The sequence below is a fragment of the Tardiphaga sp. genome, assembly GCF_025356345.1.
GTDB lineage: Bacteria > Pseudomonadota > Alphaproteobacteria > Rhizobiales > Xanthobacteraceae > Tardiphaga.
The window spans coordinates 20,179-35,615 of the sequence record NZ_JANXTC010000193.1 but is presented as its reverse complement, the minus strand read 5'-3'; the positions used below and the strand labels follow the sequence as shown (position 1 = coordinate 35,615).

17 protein-coding genes are annotated in these 15,437 nt (G+C 63.7%); 5 read left to right on the top strand and 12 right to left on the bottom strand.

The features are described 5' to 3' along the window. Positions 1–523: 523 nt before the first annotated feature. The 4 genes from Q0S16_RS11615 to xoxF5 form a co-directional block, all read right to left on the bottom strand. Complete coding sequence (locus tag Q0S16_RS11615) at positions 524–1,081, bottom strand: PQQ-dependent catabolism-associated CXXCW motif protein (RefSeq protein WP_295848321.1); 558 nt, start codon at positions 1,079–1,081, stop codon at positions 524–526. Then, positions 1,078–1,899 carry a substrate-binding domain-containing protein gene (locus Q0S16_RS11610; protein WP_295848328.1) on the bottom strand — a complete coding sequence of 274 codons (822 nt, stop codon included), beginning with the start codon at positions 1,897–1,899 and terminating at the stop codon, positions 1,078–1,080. The genes Q0S16_RS11615 and Q0S16_RS11610 overlap by 4 nt, the downstream gene beginning before the upstream one ends. 104 nt (positions 1,900–2,003) lie before the next feature. Beyond that, positions 2,004–2,492 (bottom strand): c-type cytochrome, methanol metabolism-related, encoded by a 489-nt coding sequence (locus Q0S16_RS11605; protein ID WP_295848327.1) that lies wholly within the window; start codon positions 2,490–2,492, stop codon positions 2,004–2,006. Between the two features lie 120 nt (positions 2,493–2,612). Next, the gene (gene xoxF5, locus Q0S16_RS11600) at positions 2,613–4,418 is read right to left on the bottom strand and encodes a lanthanide-dependent methanol dehydrogenase XoxF5 (protein ID WP_295848320.1); all 1,806 of its coding nucleotides are present in this window, start codon (positions 4,416–4,418) and stop codon (positions 2,613–2,615) included. Between the two features lie 282 nt (positions 4,419–4,700). On the opposite strand from xoxF5, the gene Q0S16_RS11595 reads away from it, so the two are divergent. Together Q0S16_RS11595 and Q0S16_RS11590 are read left to right on the top strand one after the other, a co-directional pair. Next, positions 4,701–5,600, top strand: coding sequence for a quinoprotein relay system zinc metallohydrolase 2 (locus Q0S16_RS11595; RefSeq protein WP_295848325.1), 900 nt, complete (start codon positions 4,701–4,703; stop codon positions 5,598–5,600). A 52-nt stretch (positions 5,601–5,652) separates the two neighbouring features. After that, positions 5,653–6,474, top strand: coding sequence for a quinoprotein dehydrogenase-associated SoxYZ-like carrier (locus Q0S16_RS11590; protein ID WP_295848318.1), 822 nt, complete (start codon positions 5,653–5,655; stop codon positions 6,472–6,474). 261 nt (positions 6,475–6,735) lie between these two features. Here the strand turns inward: Q0S16_RS11590 and Q0S16_RS11585 are convergent, their stop codons facing one another. Beyond that, positions 6,736–7,092, bottom strand: coding sequence for a hypothetical protein (locus tag Q0S16_RS11585; protein WP_295848317.1), 357 nt, complete (start codon positions 7,090–7,092; stop codon positions 6,736–6,738). A gap of 147 nt (positions 7,093–7,239) precedes the next feature. On the opposite strand from Q0S16_RS11585, the gene Q0S16_RS11580 reads away from it, so the two are divergent. Beyond that, the gene (locus Q0S16_RS11580) at positions 7,240–7,584 is read left to right on the top strand and encodes a hypothetical protein (protein WP_295848316.1); all 345 of its coding nucleotides are present in this window, start codon (positions 7,240–7,242) and stop codon (positions 7,582–7,584) included. Positions 7,585–7,616: 32 nt separating this feature from the next. On the opposite strand, the gene Q0S16_RS11575 is transcribed toward Q0S16_RS11580, so the two are convergent. Together Q0S16_RS11575 and Q0S16_RS11570 are read right to left on the bottom strand one after the other, a co-directional pair. Then, positions 7,617–7,847, bottom strand: a complete 231-nt coding sequence (locus Q0S16_RS11575; protein WP_295848315.1) for a hypothetical protein — start codon at positions 7,845–7,847, stop codon at positions 7,617–7,619. 121 nt (positions 7,848–7,968) lie between these two features. After that, positions 7,969–8,832 carry a hypothetical protein gene (locus Q0S16_RS11570; RefSeq protein WP_295848313.1) on the bottom strand — a complete coding sequence of 288 codons (864 nt, stop codon included), beginning with the start codon at positions 8,830–8,832 and terminating at the stop codon, positions 7,969–7,971. 154 nt (positions 8,833–8,986) lie between these two features. Between Q0S16_RS11570 and Q0S16_RS11565 the strand changes: the two genes are divergently transcribed. Further along, the gene (locus Q0S16_RS11565) at positions 8,987–9,523 is read left to right on the top strand and encodes a DUF4142 domain-containing protein (protein WP_295848311.1); all 537 of its coding nucleotides are present in this window, start codon (positions 8,987–8,989) and stop codon (positions 9,521–9,523) included. A 137-nt stretch (positions 9,524–9,660) separates the two neighbouring features. Here the strand turns inward: Q0S16_RS11565 and hydA are convergent, their stop codons facing one another. Genes hydA through Q0S16_RS11540 form a run of 5 tightly spaced genes read right to left on the bottom strand, consistent with a single transcriptional unit; the run spans position 9,661 to position 14,454 of the window. Continuing rightward, the gene (gene hydA, locus Q0S16_RS11560; RefSeq protein WP_295848308.1) at positions 9,661–11,076 is read right to left on the bottom strand and encodes a dihydropyrimidinase; all 1,416 of its coding nucleotides are present in this window, start codon (positions 11,074–11,076) and stop codon (positions 9,661–9,663) included. Between the two features lie 41 nt (positions 11,077–11,117). Next, positions 11,118–11,843 carry an aspartate/glutamate racemase family protein gene (locus Q0S16_RS11555; RefSeq protein WP_295848306.1) on the bottom strand — a complete coding sequence of 242 codons (726 nt, stop codon included), beginning with the start codon at positions 11,841–11,843 and terminating at the stop codon, positions 11,118–11,120. Beyond that, entirely contained in the window at positions 11,843–12,628 is a 786-nt protein-coding gene (locus Q0S16_RS11550; RefSeq protein ID WP_295848304.1) for an ABC transporter ATP-binding protein, read from the bottom strand. The genes Q0S16_RS11555 and Q0S16_RS11550 overlap by 1 nt, the downstream gene beginning before the upstream one ends. A gap of 3 nt (positions 12,629–12,631) precedes the next feature. Beyond that, positions 12,632–13,438, bottom strand: coding sequence for an ABC transporter permease (locus Q0S16_RS11545; protein ID WP_295848302.1), 807 nt, complete (start codon positions 13,436–13,438; stop codon positions 12,632–12,634). An 8-nt stretch (positions 13,439–13,446) separates the two neighbouring features. Continuing rightward, positions 13,447–14,454, bottom strand: coding sequence for an ABC transporter substrate-binding protein (locus Q0S16_RS11540; RefSeq protein WP_295848300.1), 1,008 nt, complete (start codon positions 14,452–14,454; stop codon positions 13,447–13,449). A 204-nt stretch (positions 14,455–14,658) separates the two neighbouring features. Here Q0S16_RS11540 and Q0S16_RS11535 point away from each other — a divergent pair, with 204 nt between their 5' ends. Next, positions 14,659–15,390 (top strand): GntR family transcriptional regulator, encoded by a 732-nt coding sequence (locus Q0S16_RS11535; protein ID WP_295848298.1) that lies wholly within the window; start codon positions 14,659–14,661, stop codon positions 15,388–15,390. Positions 15,391–15,437: the final 47 nt, after the last annotated feature.

Below are 15,437 nucleotides of genomic sequence, written 5' to 3'. Positions count from 1 at the left end.
CGCGCCCCACACCCCCGCGAATGCCGTACGGCATTCAGGAACCACACGACTTGGGCCGGCGCGACAGCGTGGTCGTCAGCCTCGGCTCCCGCCGCTCACGCTCGCCCGTCCTTGAACACTCCCCTAGCCATAAGGGGGCATCTTCAAGTCGGGGCTGGCGCCCTGCGACCTTCGCTCCGGCCTGACGCTGCCGCGTCACCGCATCCCGCCCCGCGATCGCCGACGTCGCGAACGCCCCTCTCACCGGGGCGGAGGGGATTATAATCAGTAAAGGATTCTTGTCAACAAGAAATAGGAATAAATAATTTACGGGTTGGGGTCGCCCCGCATCGTCATTGCGGGGCGTGAGCGGCGCCAGCCGCGCGCGAACCCGGAATCCGGAGGGGTTCATCGCAAAACAGCTCGGGATTCCGGGTTCGCCTGTCCGCGGCTATGCCGCGGTCAGGCGCCCCGGAGGCCGGGTGCCTGTCATTCGGCTGCGCCGGCTCGAAGGCATCCCGGAACGACAGGTGACAATGACACACTACTCCCCTGCCCGCGGCTCGGGCCGCGCGTCTTGCATCGGCAAATCCGCCTCGCGCCAGCCATCGGTGCCTTGCGGGTACCAGGCGACGTTGCTGTAGCCATCCTTCAGCGCCCGCTTCGCCGCGTTCCACGACATCCAGCACGCCGCCTGACAATAGAACACCAACGGCCTGTCGCGATCGCCAGCGCTGGCGCGGGCGAGGCCCTGCCTGAAATAATCCTCGGTACCCGCGGCCAGCGCGCCGTAGCCGGTGTCGGGCAGCCACAGGCTGCCGGGAATATGCGGACGCGGCGCCTCGCGCCATATGGTGCCGGCCGGCAGGCCGGACGGCTTCGGCGGGCGCGGCAGCACGTCGATGAAGGCGGCGCCGCCGCTGCGCCATAGCGTCGCCGCTTCCATGGTACCGAGCACCCGCGCGCCTCGCAGCGTCGCCGGCACCGGCGCGCGATAATTGTCGGTGCGATAGCCGTCCGGCTCCGGGACGTGATCCTGTGCGTGGGCGCCGCCGACCACCAGCATCGCAAGGACGCCGAAGGCAGCTCCGCGCCAGCTCATGGCGCTTTCGCCGGTGCGACGATCGGCTGGTCGTACTCGTCGAGCAGCGGCACGCCATAGCCGAGCAGGATGGCGTTGATCTCGGCCTGGTTGTCCCGGATAAAACTGTTCAGCAGCCGCTTCCAGTTCTGGTCGGCGGCGCGGACGCCCATGCCGATGCGGTAGGCGAGCCGCGGGCCGCTGGTTTCCCTGACCAGCGGCGCGACATGCAATGGCGGGCTCGCCCGTTGGGCGTAATAGCCGGCCATCGGCCCCCACAGCACGCCGGCATCGATGGTGCCGGCCGTGATATCCTTGATCATCGCCGCGGCCGAGGAGTCGATGCGGGTATCGATCATCAGCGCATAGGGCCGGGCATTGGTCATCAGCCCATTGGCCGCCATGTTGGTGGCTGGCGGCGTGCCGGCAACAATGCCGATATGCCGCTCCCTGAGCCGGGAATCCCCGAGCGTGACCACATCGTCAAGGCCACCGCCGCCGCTGGTGACCAGCGCATAGGCGGTGCGCATATAGGGGTTGGTGCCCTGCACCAGATCATCGCCCTGCGGATAGCCCATCACGACGTCGCAGCGATGCGCGCCGAGCGTCATGCGGAAGAAGCCGGTCGCCTGCGGGAAATAGGTATAGGCCAGCCGCTTGTGCAGCCGCAAAGCCAGCAGTTCGGCGAGCTTGTTTTCGTAGCCCTCGCCTTGATCATTCGAGAGCGGCAGGTTGCGCGGATCGGCGCAGACCCGCAGCACGTCGGGATCGATCAGCTCGATCGACAGGTCGCCGCCTTCGCGCATCTGCGCGCGCGCTGGCCCGGCCACGAACGACATCGCTACGGCCACGCAGAGCCAGCATCGCAGCCAACAAGATTTCGCGACCTGTGTCATCGCCGGGTCTCCTTCGGCCAGCCGGATCACGGCAAAGCGGCCTGCCCTCACTTCTTGTTGCCCATGCAGGAATCCTCGGCCGTCTGCGCCGCCGGCGGCTTGTCCTCATGTTTGGCTGGCCGCACCCGCCCGACCGCGTCTTTCGAACGCGCGCGCAGATAGACGTAGAGGTCGTCGATGTAGCAGGCGACGTTGGGATTATCGCCAAACGCCGGCATCACATTGTTCTGTGATGAGCTGATATTCTTGCGGCCGCTGGCGACGACTTCGATGAAGTGGCCATAATCCATCGTCTCGACCGAATGTTTCAGCGCCGGAGCGTAACTGGAGCCTTCGCCATCCGGGCCGTGACAGACGTGGCATTCGGAATGATAGCGACGATAGCCGGAATAGGTGTACCAATCGACGCTGCCGTCGGTTACCTTGAAGGTCGGATCGCCATCCTTGTCGAAATATTTGCCATCCTCGTTCTTTACCGGAGCGGGATCGGCGGGGCCATCAGCGAAAGCATGGGTGGCCACTATCGTGGCAGCCATCAGGGCCGCGACACACCAAAAACTACGCACGGGCATTTCCTTGGAGTTTCTTATTTCAGGGCACGCGACAGCGAGGCACATCGGCGCGTGGATCGTTCCACGCGCCGATGTCTGCTTCGCCTATTGCGGCAGGGCGAACACCGTGAGCGCGCCGCCCAGCGCGGTGTAGTTGGTCAGCGCCGCGTAGCCGCCGACCGCGCCGAGGCCGGCGGTCGGATCCGTCAGCCCCGCCGCGAGCCCGATGCCGGCCCAGCCACCGACGCCGGACAGCACGGCGATATATTGCCGGCCGCCCTGCTCATAGCTGGTGACGTTGCCGATGATGCCGGACGGGGTCTTGAACTTGTAGAGTTCCTTGCCGGTCTTGGCATCGACCGCCTTCAGATAGCCTTCCAGCGTGCCGTAGAACACCACGCCGCCCGCCGTGGCCAGCGCACCGGACCACACCGAAAACTGCTCCGGCAGCGACCACACGATCTTGCCGGTCTTGTTGTCCCAGGCGATGAAATTTCCCATATGCGTCTCGCCGGCCGGCGGATACATCGACAGCGTCGCCCCGACATAGGGCTGGCCGGCGGTGTAGCTCACCTTGAACGGCTCATAGTCCATGCAGACATGGTTGGTCGGCACATAGAACAATTGCGTATCCGGCGAATAGGCCGCCGGCTGCTCGTCCTTGGTGCCGAGCGCGGCCGGGCAGATACCCTTGGTGTTCTTGTCCTCGCCACCGGATTCCGTCGAATACTGCGCCAGAACTTTCGGACGTCCATAGGTCGGCGAGGTCTTGTTCATGTCAACGCCGGAAGTCCAGTTGACCTTCGGATCATACTTGTCGGCGACCAGCAATTCGCCGTTGGTGCGGTCGAGCGTATAGCCGAGGCCGTTGCGGTCGAAATGCGTCAGCAGCTTGCGCGGCTGGCCGCCAAACTCCTGATCGCTCAGGATCATTTCGTTGACGCCGTCATAGTCCCATTCATCGTGCGGCGTCATCTGGTAGACCCAGTTGGCCATGCCGGTATCGGGATTGCGCGCGAAAATGGTCATTGACCACTTGTTGTCGCCCGGACGTTGCTTCGGATTCCAGGTCGAGGGATTGCCGGTGCCGTAATAGACCATGTTCAGCGCGGGATCGTAAGACAGCCAGCCCCATGTGCAGCCGCCGCCGATCTTCCACTGATCGCCCTGCCAGGTCTTGATGCTGGAATCCTTGCCGACCGGCTTGCCAAGTTCCGTGGTCTTGACGGGATCGACCATGATCTGGTCGTCCGGCCCTTCCGAGAAGGCGCGCCAGACCAGCTTGCCGCTCTTGAGATCATAGGCGGTGACGTGGCACTGCACGCCGAACTCGCCGCCGGAGATGCCGATCAGCACCTTGTCCTTGATCACCAGCGGCGATGAGGTGCCGGTGGCGCCCTTGCCGGGATCGCCATTTTTCACCGACCATTCCACCTTGCCGGTCTTGGCATCGAGCGCCACCAGCGTGGTGTCCGCCTGGTGCAGGAAGATCTTGCCATCGGCATAGGCGACACCGCGATTGACGGTATCGCAGCACATCACCGGAATGACGTTCGGGTCCTGCTTCGGCTCATATTTCCAGACGATCTTGTTCTCATTGGCGAGATCGAGCGCGTAGACGATGTTGGGGAACGGGGTGTGGACATACATCATGTTGCCGATCACCAGCGGGCCGCCTTCATGGCCGCGCAGCACGCCGGTGGAGAACGTCCATGCCACCTGCAGCTTGCCGACATTGGCGGCGGTAATCTGCTTGAGTTCGGAATAGCGCTGGTTGGCGTAATTGCCGGCCGGCATCACCCAATCCTTCGGGTTCTGCTGCATCTTGATCAGTTCATCATTGGCATTGGCCGCGCCAATGGCGGCGACCACGCCCACGCCGAGACAGGCCGCGAATAGCACCTTGTGCATGTCGAATCCTCCCAAGAATGATTTTTGTTAGTTGGGTTTTGTAGTTGCCGTCCGCCTGACGATGGGCTCGAGACGCATGCGCCCAGCACTTGCCTTGCATTGCATTGCCGTCGAAAGTAACGAAAGGGTAATCCGATCAACCACAGGGTGCAACATAAATAACAACACTGACTCGTGCCGTGATAGCAAAACGCCATGCTCCCAAGCCGATACGGAACTTCGCAACTGCAAAAAGTATGTAACGATACCTTACGCTTGAAGCTGGGCGCGATGCTGTCCGGCATTACCTTGCTATCGTCCGTGATCGCCGCGGCGGCGCCCATCGGCGACGCCTTGACGGTCAGCGAGGTGGCCCCCGGCATCTTCGTTCACGCCGGCGCCATCGCCTTGATGACCGCCGACAATGCCGGCGGTATCGCCAATGTCGGTTTCATCATCGGCGACACGGCGGTGGCGGTGATCGACAGTGGCGGCAGCGTCCGCGAAGGCCGGCAGTTACGCGCGGCGATCCGCCAACGGACCGACCGGCCGATCCGCTACGTCATCAATACCCATGGCCATCCCGACCATGTATTCGGCAACGCAGCATTCGACGATCCCGCAACCAGCTTTGTCGGCCACAGCGGATTACCATTGGCAATGGCGACGCGCGGCGGCTTTTATCTCGCCGCCTTCCGCCGATCGATCGGCAACGACTTGATCGACGAAGTGCGGCTGATTCCGCCGACGCGGCTGATCGACGGCGACGCCACGCTCGACCTCGGCGGCCGCATCCTCACGCTGACGGCCTGGCCGACCGCGCACAGCGACAGCGACCTGACCGTGCTGGACAGCCGTACTGGTACGCTGTTCAGCGGAGACCTGGTGTTCACCGGGCATGTTCCGATCCTGGACGGCAGTCTGCGCGGCTGGCTCGGCCTGCTCGACCGACTGGCGGCGATACCGGCGCAACGCGTGGTTCCCGGTCATGGGCCGGTGGCGGCATGGCCCGCCGCCCTGCAGGATGAGCGGCGCTATCTGCAGGCGCTGGTCGGCGATGTGCGCGACCTGATCCGGCGCGGCGCGCCGCTGGCACGGGCGGCGCAGCGGGCCGGCCAGAGCGAGAAGCCCCACTGGCCACTCTTCGATGACTACAATGCGCGCAACGCAACCGCCGCCTTCTCCGAAATGGAATGGGAATAGGCCGAAGCCCGCGCTATCATTGCCGCCGTCGCTTCGTTGAGGAGGTACAGCCATGGTGCAGGGTGCCGTCATTCGTCTCGCAGCCCTCGGGTTTCTCCTGCTGTCCGGCGCGCCAGGGCGCACGGCGGCGGCGGAGCCCTATGATCCGTGGCCCGGGCTGGTTCAGGACGTCTTCAACAACCGGCCGATGCGCGATGGCACCGGCATCGTGGCGATCGAGATGCCGGCGCGTGCCGAGGACGCCGCCATCGTGCCGGTAACGCTGCGGACCACGCTGCCACCCGGCGACAGCCGCCGCGTGCGTGTCATCACGCTGGTGATCGACCAGAACCCGGCGCCGGTCGCCGCCCGCTTCGAGATCGGGCCGGAGTCCAGCGTCAGCGAAATCTCCACCCGCGTTCGCATCAACAGCTACACCGACGTCCATGCCGTCGCCGAACTCAGCGACGGAGAGCTTTATGTGACTAAAATCTACGTCAAGGCATCCGGCGGCTGCTCGGCGCCCGCCGCCAAGAGCGCCGAAGAATCGAAAAACCGTCTCGGCCAGATCCGGTTCCGACAATTCGCCAGGACCGACAGCGCCTCCAGCGGTGCGCGCGAGGCGCAGCTGATGATCGGCCATCCCAACCATTCCGGCCTGCAGATGGACCAGATCACGCATCTCTATGTGCCGCCGTTCTTCGTCAACGACATCCGGCTCTGGCAGGACGACCGCCTGATGCTGGCGGTGCAAGGCGGCATCTCGATTTCCGAGGACCCGAACATCCGCTTGACCTATTTGCCCAGCGGCGCCCGCGCGTTCCGCGTCGAGGCGCGCGATACCGAGGGGCATGTCTTCCAGGGCGAATGGAAGGCCGAGCCTTCGGGGATGTAGCCGAGTCAATGCCGGGTGCTGTCAGGCACTTGTCCCGGAAGCGGCGCATGCGCCTCCGCGGGAGGCGTCATGCGCCGCGGAGCCGGGAACACCAGAAACGCCATTGCCTGATACGGTCCCGGCTCCGCGGAGCGGCATCGCGGCGATGCAAGCGCATCGCCTGAGAATGCCGCACCGCGTCCGGGACACGATTCCAATCTTTCATGTTTCGTGATCCGCCAAAAAAAATCCGGTCAACAACTCGCAAAGGCCAACCATGTATCAGAAGCAGCGCACTTCGGCCTCGGCCTGGGCGCGGCGCAGGTCGGCGAGCGCGGTGGTGGCTTGCGGCGACGAGCGGAACTGGCCGCCGAGATTGCCCTGCACCTGCGCCATGCTCAGTACCGTCTCGGCGGTGACGTAGCGCGCATAGGGCAGCAGGGAGGCGACGACGTCGATGGAACAGGCGCACTGGTCCAGCGATAACCGATTATCGCCATTGGCCTTCATGCAGCCGAACACATAGTCGGACCGGACCGCGGTGGGATAGTCGTTGGCATCGTCCGCTTGCGCCAGGCCAGGCCCCCCCAACAGCGCCAGAACCAGCACCGCCCGGAGAAGCCATCTTGTCCGCGTCATCGCCTTGCTCCCGGGGTTGCGGATGTTCGATCGATGATAGCGGAAAATCACGCGCGCGAAACCGCCGCTGTTGTTGCATTGCAAGACAGGCACGGCTGGTGTCCGTCGCGCCGGCTGTGGTAGCAATCCAGAAAAGGGAGGACCGAGATGCGATTGCCGGTCATAATAGCCGCCATCCTGCTGGCCAGCGCCAGCCATCTGGCCGCGCAGGGCAAGGGCATCCGGCTCTGGAACCTGACAACTGAAACGATCTCGAGCTTCCAGTTCTCGGTACCTGGCAGGAATGACTGGGGTCCGAACCAGACGCTGAACGACAAGGACCACGAGGTCGATCATGACGAGCGGCTACGGATTACCGATGTCGCGCCGGGTCGCTATGATGCCAAAGTAGGATATCGCGACGCGCGGATCTGCATGGTGCGCGACATCGAGGTCAAGGCCGGCGCAGTATTCGTCATCGCCGACAAGGATCTGACGGAGTGCGGCAAATAGCGGCCCAGACTTGAAACTAACCGGACTTCGAACTAACCGGATTTGGCGACTGCCGCGTCGGCGCGGTCGTGCCGGGGATATTCGCAGCGCCATCGCACCGCCTGCCATTTCGGGTGTTCGCCGACCCATTTGGCGATATAGGGCGGCGCGCCCATGCTGCATTGCCGCAGCGAAATATCCGACGAGAACACCAGATGGGTTTCCTCGCAAATGGTCGGCGACAGCACCGCGCAGACCGTGACGATCAGATCGATGGGATTCATGCCAGGGCTCCTCGCTTGCGCACAGCATAGCACAAGCAGAAACGAGCCCGCAGCGACGAAGTTTCAGGGTACTTCGAAACGCCAACAGTCCGATACCAGCGTTGGGCAGCCACCTACCAATTCAGAAATTAATTCCATAGATCAGCCGGGCCTGGTGGCGTTCGAAGCCGACCAGGTTGAGCGCGCCGCCGGCACCCGCCCGGTGACCCCAGGCCTGGATGCTCCACGCCGCCGTCAGCCGGGCGCGCTCCGACAGCTGCAGATAGGCGGTCGGTCCGATGAACAGCGCGTCGCCGGAAAATTCCCGCAGGCCGATTCCGTCATAGCTGCGCAGATAGCGCGCTTCGCCGCCCAGCAACAGCCCGGGCCGCGGCTGCGCCAGCAGCGCCGCCGCCACCCCGACCGTCGCTTCCCGCTCTGTCACCATGGCGCCTGTGAGCCTCGTCCATTCCGGCTGGTACAGCAGGTTCAGCGCGGCGACCAGGTAGCCAGGGACGAGTTCGCGGTCCAGCGCCAGGACGATCTCGGCACCGGTGGAACGCGCGGGCATCCCGGCGCCTTCCTCGATCCGGCTGGTGTTGCCTTCCACGGCCAGCGTCAGGCCGAACGGCGCGGAGTCGCGATCGAGAAAGCGGTAGCGCAGATCGACCGACACGCCCTGCCAACCGAGCTGGCGCCGATCGTCGAGCCCAGGCACACCGCGGATAGCATAGGCCGCGAACCGCGTGCCGAGCTCGACGCGGAAATCCGGCGCCGGCGTGAACTCCAGCTCGATATCCTGCGAGAGGGCGCGATAGTTTCCGCCGGCCCGCGACAACCGCCCGGTGGTCTGAAACTGAATCTCGCGCTCGCCGACGCGACCGACGTCCGAGCCCAGCATGAAGCCGAACAGATGTTCGGTGTCGATCTCCGCGGCACGCCCGCACAGCGGCGTCGCCAACAGCATGGCCATCGCGGCGAGCAGTCCTGAGACACGAGGTGGCATCGGCTTTCCGGTGGGATGCTGGCGAAACTCCGGGATGCCCAGTCATATCACAGGTCCGGTTCATGCGCGCGCCAGCCACGGAACCGAAATGGAAGCATGCCGTTAGGAACCCGGCCAATTCACACCAGCCAAGCGCGAGCTGATCGGAGATCCCATGAAACGCACCGCCATCATTCTTGGAAGCCTGCTCCTCGTCACCCCGGTCCTCGCCCAGTCGGTCGGCGAGAAGACCGGCGTGAACTCCACCCTCGGCATCGCACCGACCACCGCCGACTTCGTCAAGGAAGCCGCGATCAGCGACATGTTCGAGATTGAGTCCAGCAAGCTCGCGCAGGACAAGGGCAGCGCCTCCGAACAACCGTTCGCCGCGATGATGGTGACCGATCACACCAGGACCAGCACCGAGCTGAAGGGCCTGGTCAGCAGCGGCAAGGTCAAGGCCGAAATTCCGACCAGCCTCGACAGCGCGCATCAGAGCAAGCTCGACAGGCTGAAAGGCGCGACCGGCAAAGGATTTTCGTCGGACTTTAATGACTATCAGATCAGCGCGCACAAGGACGCGGTCAACCTGTTCGAGCGTTACGCCAAAAGCGGCGACAATGCGGACCTGAAGAACTGGGCTAGCAAGACGCTGCCGGCGCTGAGGCACCATCTCGAGATGGCGCAGAATTTGAGAAAATCATTCTTGTAGGACTTCTGCCAACGAAGCACCCGTGATGTTATCGCGCGTGACTTTCCGTTCTGCTTTGCGCCAGCGTAGGATGAACCCTGACCGCTCCTCGCCATGACGGGGAGGGGCTGGTGTTTCAACCACGACGTCATTCTAGATCAGCCTGTCGTTGATTGCATCGAAGTCGTCGGCCCGCGGCTGACATAACGCCCCGCTCCCTTATTACCGACCAGTTCGCCGTCTCGCATGACAAAATTGCCGCGCAGCATGGTGGCGACCGGCCAGCCGGTGATCTCGATGCCCTCATAGGGCGTGTAGTCGGCGCCATGGTGCAGATCGGACTGCGCGATCCTGGCGGTACGCCGAGGGTCCCACAGCGCGATGTCGGCGTCATAGCCGACCGCGATCGAGCCCTTGCCGGCCAGGCCATAGGTCTTGGCGTGGTTGGTCGAGGTCAGCGCGACGAACTGGTTCAGCGTAATGCGTCCCTTGCTGACGCCTTCGGAAAACAGGATCGGCAGCCGGGTCTCGATGCCGGGGATGCCGTTCGGAATCCAGCGAAAGGAGGTTCGCGCATTCGGCGGCTGCTTGCCCTCGACATCATCATAGCGGAACGGGCAATGGTCCGACGAGAACAGCGTGAACACGCCCTGCTGCAGGCCCTCCCAGCAGGCCTGCTGGCTGGCGAGATCGCGCGGCGGCGGCGAACAGACATATTTCGCGCCCTCCATGCCGAGGTCCTTCAGATCTTCGGCGGTCAGCACCAGATATTGCGGGCAGGTTTCGCCGACGATCTTCAGTCCGCGCTGCTGCGCGCGGCGGATCTCTTCCATCGCCTCGCGGTTCGAGACATGCACCACCACGATCGGCACGTCGATCAGCTCCGACAGCGAGATGGCGCGGTGGGTCGCCTCGCGCTCGACCGCGATCGGCCGCGAGACCGCGTGGTAATAGGGACCGGTCTTCCCTGCCCGCTCCAGCCGGTCCGCCAGAAAGCGGATCGCGTCGTAATTCTCGGCATGGATCTGCACCAGCGCGCCGGTTTCCCGCGCCACCGACAGCACGTCGAGGATCTGGTAATCGCTGAGCGCCAGATCGGCATAGGTCATGAAGATCTTCAGCGAGGTATAGCCGTCGGCGATCAGCGCCGGCAATTCCTGCCCGAGCACCGCTTCGGTGGGATCGGCGATGATCAGATGAAAGGAGTGGTCGATGTGGCAATTTTGCTCGGCCAGCGCATGATATTCCTTAAGCGCCTCGCGCAGCGGCTGGCCCTTGGCCTGCAGGCAATAGGGCATCACGAAGGTGTTGCCGCCGAAGGCCGCGGCGCGCGTCGCGCTGGCAAAATCATCGGCCATCACGATGCCTGGCCCGGACGGCTGCGAAATATGGACATGGCTGTCGATGCCGCCGGGCAGCACCAACAGGCCCGACGCGTCGACGGTCTCGTCGGCGTCGGTCAGCGCCTCGCCGATCGCGACGACGCGGCCGTGCTTGATGCCGACGTCTGCCTTGTAGGTGTCGCTGGCGGTGGCGATGGTGCCGTGACGGATGACGGTGTCGAAAGCGGCCATGGCCGGCCTCCCCTGGATTGAGAAATACTGGCGCGATCAGATCAGACGTTCTGGAACAGCGAACCCCACTGTTTTACCCTTTTGGTGTCGACGCCGGCAAGCTTGAGGCATTTCCATAGCACAGTGGCGATGGTGTCGTAGACAGGCAGGCCGGTCTCACGCTCCAGCATCGCCACCGAGGGCGCGACGCGCAGATTGGTGCAGATGATCGCGATCGCATCGGGCTTGTCGCCGGCGACCTCGCGCGTCATCTGCTCCAGCTGCGCCACCGGCACTTCGGAGAACGAGAAATTATCCCGCAGGCCAAGATGACGGTCGCCGCGGCAGGCGATGCCGAGTTCGGCATAATTCTTCACGATCTTCGCCTGCACCTCGTCGAGATAGGGCGTGACATAGCCCAGCGTCTTCACCCCGGTGGTGGTCAGGATCTCGTTGAGCGCCAGCATCGAGGTGGTGGCCGGAATGCCGGTCGCCGCGGTGATCTGCTCGCACAGCCGGAGGTCGGTCTCGAAGCCGAGCCAGCCCGACGAGGTGCCGTTCCAGCCGATCACGTCGACCCTGGCATGGGCCAGCAATTCCGCCGCGCGAAGAATCTCGCTGGTGTCGAATTGCGCGAGCGAGGTGCTGGACAGCGCGATTTCCGTCACCTTGAAACGCGAGAAATGCGCGGAGACTTCCGGCAGTTCGGCCAGCATCGCGGCGGTGATCGGCTCCAGCGCGGTGTTGGAGGACGGGGTGAGCTGGCCGAGGAGAACACGTTTGGTCATCAGCTATCCAGGGGTTCGAGGGCGGGACTGGCCCGCTCGGCGCGCAGCAAATCGAGCACATGGCGCTTGATCGCGTTGAATTGCGGGCTGGTGATATCGCGCGGCCGCTCAAGGTCGATCGGAATGATTTCGCGGATTTTTCCCGGGCGCGCGCTCATCACGGCGACATGGGTGCCGAGCGTCAGGGCTTCGTCGATGCCATGGGTAACAAAGACGATCGTGCCCTGGTGCTGCTGCCAGATCCGCACCAGCTCGTTCTGCATGTCCATCCGGGTCTGCTCATCCAGCGCGCCAAAGGGCTCGTCCATCAGGATCACCTGCGGATTCATCAGCAGCGCGCGGGCAATGCCGACGCGCTGGTTCATGCCGCCGGACAATTCGGACGGATAATGATTCTCGAAGCCGGTGAGCCCGACCATGTCGATGTAACGCTGCGCCGCGGCGCGGCGGACTTCCTTCTGGCCACCGCGCAGCAGCAGATGAAAGCCGACATTTTCCCAGACCGGCAGCCATGGCATCAAATTGGCCTGCTGGAACACGACGCCGCGCTCGGAGCCTGGTGCCGTCACCAACTGGCCGTCGACCGTCACCGTGCCGGAACTCGGTTTTTCGAAGCCGGCGATCATGTTGAGCAGCGTGGACTTGCCGCAACCGCTCGGCCCGAGCAGGCAGACGAACTGGTTCTTCGTCACTTCCAGATTGATGTCGTCGAGCGCGATGACATCCGCCTTGCGCTTGGCGTCCTTGAAGATCTTGGAGACGTGGGAGATCTCGATCGTGGCCATCGACTATTCTCCCGCGATCGTGGTGTTGCGCTGCCAGTGCAGCACCCGGGCCATCACCGCGCGGATCGCGAGGTCGCTGAGGAAGCCGAGCAACCCGATGCTGGCCATCGCGGCGAGCACCAGATCGTAGCGCAGGAAATAATACGAATCCCACAGCACATAGCCGAGGCCGCTTTTCACCGCGACCATTTCGGCGGTCACCGTCAGCATCCAGGCCGAGCCGACGCCGATCCGCAGCCCGGCAAAGATGCTAGGCAGCGCCGCCGGCAGCACGATGAAGCGCAGCAATTGCCGGTTGCCGCCGCCGACCATGGCACCGGCGCGGATCAGATTGCGGTCGCAGTTCTTCACGCCATGGATGGTATTGAGCAGGATCGGAAAGAAGGCGCCGAGAAACACCAGGAAGATCGCCGGCTTGTTGGCGATGCCGAACCAGATGATCGCCAGCGGAATCCACGACACCGGCGGAATCGGCCGCAGCATCTGCAGCGTCGGCTCGATGATGGTCTCGATGCTGCGCGACCAGCCGATCGCGACGCCGGCCGCGACCGCCAGCACCGTGGCGATACCGAATCCCGCCACCACGCGCGTCAGGCTGGCCAGCATGTCCAACACCCAGTGGCCGCTATAGGTCTGGGTGTTGCCGTCGGTGCCGAACACCCAGTCGCCCCACGCCCACAGCACGGTCGAGGGCGCCGGCAATAACGCGGCGGGCAAGGCGCCCGACCGCGAGAAGGCTTCCCAGCCGGCCAGGATCAGCACCGGCACGATGTAGCGATCAAGCTTCCTGAACCGGAGCAGGCTGGCCATGGCCATGCTCAATAGCCGAGTTCGGTTTTCGGCTTGCCGGTCGCGGCTTCGAGGAACGTGTAGTTCATGTTCTTCTCGACCGCGGCGGAGACGTCGGAATTGATGTATTTGAGGTCGCGCATCATCGCCGCGATGGCGAGTGCCGAGGCGCGGTACATCCTGGTATCCGGCTCGAGGTTTTCGACGGCGCCGGTCGCGATCGCCTTGTCGAGGCCGGTGACCTTGGAAATCACGTCGACAAAGGCAGCCTTGTCGGCCGAGATGAATTCATTGACCTTGATGATGCCGCGCACGGTATCTTCGAGCTGCTTCGGCTTGTCCTTCACCACGTCGGAGCGGGTCAGGATCAGATTGGTCAGCTTGCCGGCGGCCTGGTCATAGGGAAGCCCGAACATCTTGGCGGCCTTGTTCTGCAGGATCTGGGTCGCGAACGGCTCGGTGGTGGCGATCAGCTCGATCTCGCCGCGGCGCAGCGCCTGCAGGTGATCCGACGGATTCGGGATGTTGATGAACTGGACGTCCTTGTTGATGTCGATGCCCTGCTTGGCGAAGGCGCCGCGCATGTGGATGTCCTGGGCGTTGCCACGCGAGGCCGCGACCCGGAACGGCTTGCCGGCCGCCTTGTAGTCGGCGATCACCTTCTTCAGCGAATCCCAGTCGTTCGGCGTGACCGGAACGTCGTTGCCGACCAGCATCGCCGAACCGCCATTGATCTGACCGGAGATCGCGACGACGTCAAAACCCTTGTCGAGCGCGATGGCATAATGAAGATAGGTCACCTGCGCGACGTCGAGGTTCTTCGAGATCAGCGCCGTCAGCACGTCGGTGCCGGTGTTGAAACCGATGGATTCGACCTGAACGCCCTTGGTATATTGCGGCATCAGCGACATCGGCGTGCAATGCGCGCATTTGGCATAGCCCAGCTTGATGACGGGGTCGGACTGCGCCAGCACGACGGACGGCGCGAGAGTAGCCATGCCGAGCGCGACAAGGACGCCAAACAGAATCTTCTTCATGATCGCAATCTCCGGAATGGGGACGGTGAGTTCGCCGTGACAGCCTCTCGTAGCAAACCCCGTGCCAGATCGGATACGATATGCAATTCAAATTTTATCTTGTTAAATCAACAGGTAGTATTTAGCCTTGAAGAACAGGCGGTGGCGCTTCTTTAGGCGGGCACCGTGATCTTGAGGCAGACATTTGCCCGAGCGAGCCGATCGATGAGTGACGTCGCCCAACGTGCCGTGCTGCGCACGCGCTTCAAGCCAACCCGGCTGAAGCTGTCATCGGACCATTCCAAGCGTCCGCTGGAGCGGATGTCGCTGCATGACCAACTGGTCGCCAAGGTGCGCGAGATGATCGTCGATGGTGAATTGCAGGCCGGCGCCGCGCTGCCCGAAAAAATGCTGTGCGAAACCTTTGGCGTGTCGCGCACGCCGTTGCGCGAGGCGTTCAAGATTCTCGCCGCCGAAGGCCTGATCGAATTGCGCCCGCACCGCACCCCGGTGGTGACGCCGATCCACCACGACGATCTCGCCAACAGTTTCGCAATCATGGTGGCGCTCGACGCTGTCGCCGGCGCGCAAGCCGCCGCGCGCGTCACCGACGCCGACATCGTCCGGCTCGACGCCATGCACGCCCGGCTCGTCGCGCTGCACGACGCCTCCGCGCGCGCGGCGTATTTCCGGTTGAACCAGGAGATCCATGTCGAGATTACCCGACTGGCCGGCAATCCCGTGCTGCTCAACATCTGGACCACGCTGAACGCCAATATTTTTCGCGCCCGTGCCACCGCCAATTACAATGCCGAGCGCTGGATGGCATCGGTGAAAGAACACGAAGCCTTCATGGCGCGGCTTCGCGCGCGTGACGCCGAAGGCTTCGCGGCCACGCTCAGCGACCACACCCGAAAGACCGGTGACGCCGTGCTGGCGGCATTGCCCGCAACATGAGCGCCATGCGCCCGGAAAACAGGCTTGGCGCGGTCCGCGTCGATGGT

Excerpts from the sequence above, each read along its gene's own strand:
- Q0S16_RS11555 (WP_295848306.1), bottom strand. The coding sequence starts at position 11,843 with ATGACCAAACGTGTTCTCCTCGGCCAGCTCACCCCGTCCTCCAACACC.
- Q0S16_RS11590 (WP_295848318.1), top strand. The coding sequence starts at position 5,653 with ATGGTGCAGGGTGCCGTCATTCGTCTCGCAGCCCTCGGGTTTCTCCTG.
- Q0S16_RS11615 (WP_295848321.1), bottom strand. The coding sequence starts at position 1,081 with ATGAGCTGGCGCGGAGCTGCCTTCGGCGTCCTTGCGATGCTGGTGGTC.
- Q0S16_RS11610 (WP_295848328.1), bottom strand. The coding sequence starts at position 1,899 with ATGTCGTTCGTGGCCGGGCCAGCGCGCGCGCAGATGCGCGAAGGCGGC.
- Q0S16_RS11570 (WP_295848313.1), bottom strand. The coding sequence starts at position 8,832 with ATGCCACCTCGTGTCTCAGGACTGCTCGCCGCGATGGCCATGCTGTTG.
- xoxF5 (WP_295848320.1), bottom strand. The coding sequence starts at position 4,418 with ATGCACAAGGTGCTATTCGCGGCCTGTCTCGGCGTGGGCGTGGTCGCC.
- Q0S16_RS11550 (WP_295848304.1), bottom strand. The coding sequence starts at position 12,628 with ATGGCCACGATCGAGATCTCCCACGTCTCCAAGATCTTCAAGGACGCC.
- Q0S16_RS11565 (WP_295848311.1), top strand. The coding sequence starts at position 8,987 with ATGAAACGCACCGCCATCATTCTTGGAAGCCTGCTCCTCGTCACCCCG.
- Q0S16_RS11605 (WP_295848327.1), bottom strand. The coding sequence starts at position 2,492 with ATGGCTGCCACGATAGTGGCCACCCATGCTTTCGCTGATGGCCCCGCC.
- Q0S16_RS11545 (WP_295848302.1), bottom strand. The coding sequence starts at position 13,438 with ATGGCCAGCCTGCTCCGGTTCAGGAAGCTTGATCGCTACATCGTGCCG.
- Q0S16_RS11580 (WP_295848316.1), top strand. The coding sequence starts at position 7,240 with ATGCGATTGCCGGTCATAATAGCCGCCATCCTGCTGGCCAGCGCCAGC.
- hydA (WP_295848308.1), bottom strand. The coding sequence starts at position 11,076 with ATGGCCGCTTTCGACACCGTCATCCGTCACGGCACCATCGCCACCGCC.
- Q0S16_RS11585 (WP_295848317.1), bottom strand. The coding sequence starts at position 7,092 with ATGACGCGGACAAGATGGCTTCTCCGGGCGGTGCTGGTTCTGGCGCTG.
- Q0S16_RS11540 (WP_295848300.1), bottom strand. The coding sequence starts at position 14,454 with ATGAAGAAGATTCTGTTTGGCGTCCTTGTCGCGCTCGGCATGGCTACT.
- Q0S16_RS11575 (WP_295848315.1), bottom strand. The coding sequence starts at position 7,847 with ATGAATCCCATCGATCTGATCGTCACGGTCTGCGCGGTGCTGTCGCCG.
- Q0S16_RS11535 (WP_295848298.1), top strand. The coding sequence starts at position 14,659 with ATGAGTGACGTCGCCCAACGTGCCGTGCTGCGCACGCGCTTCAAGCCA.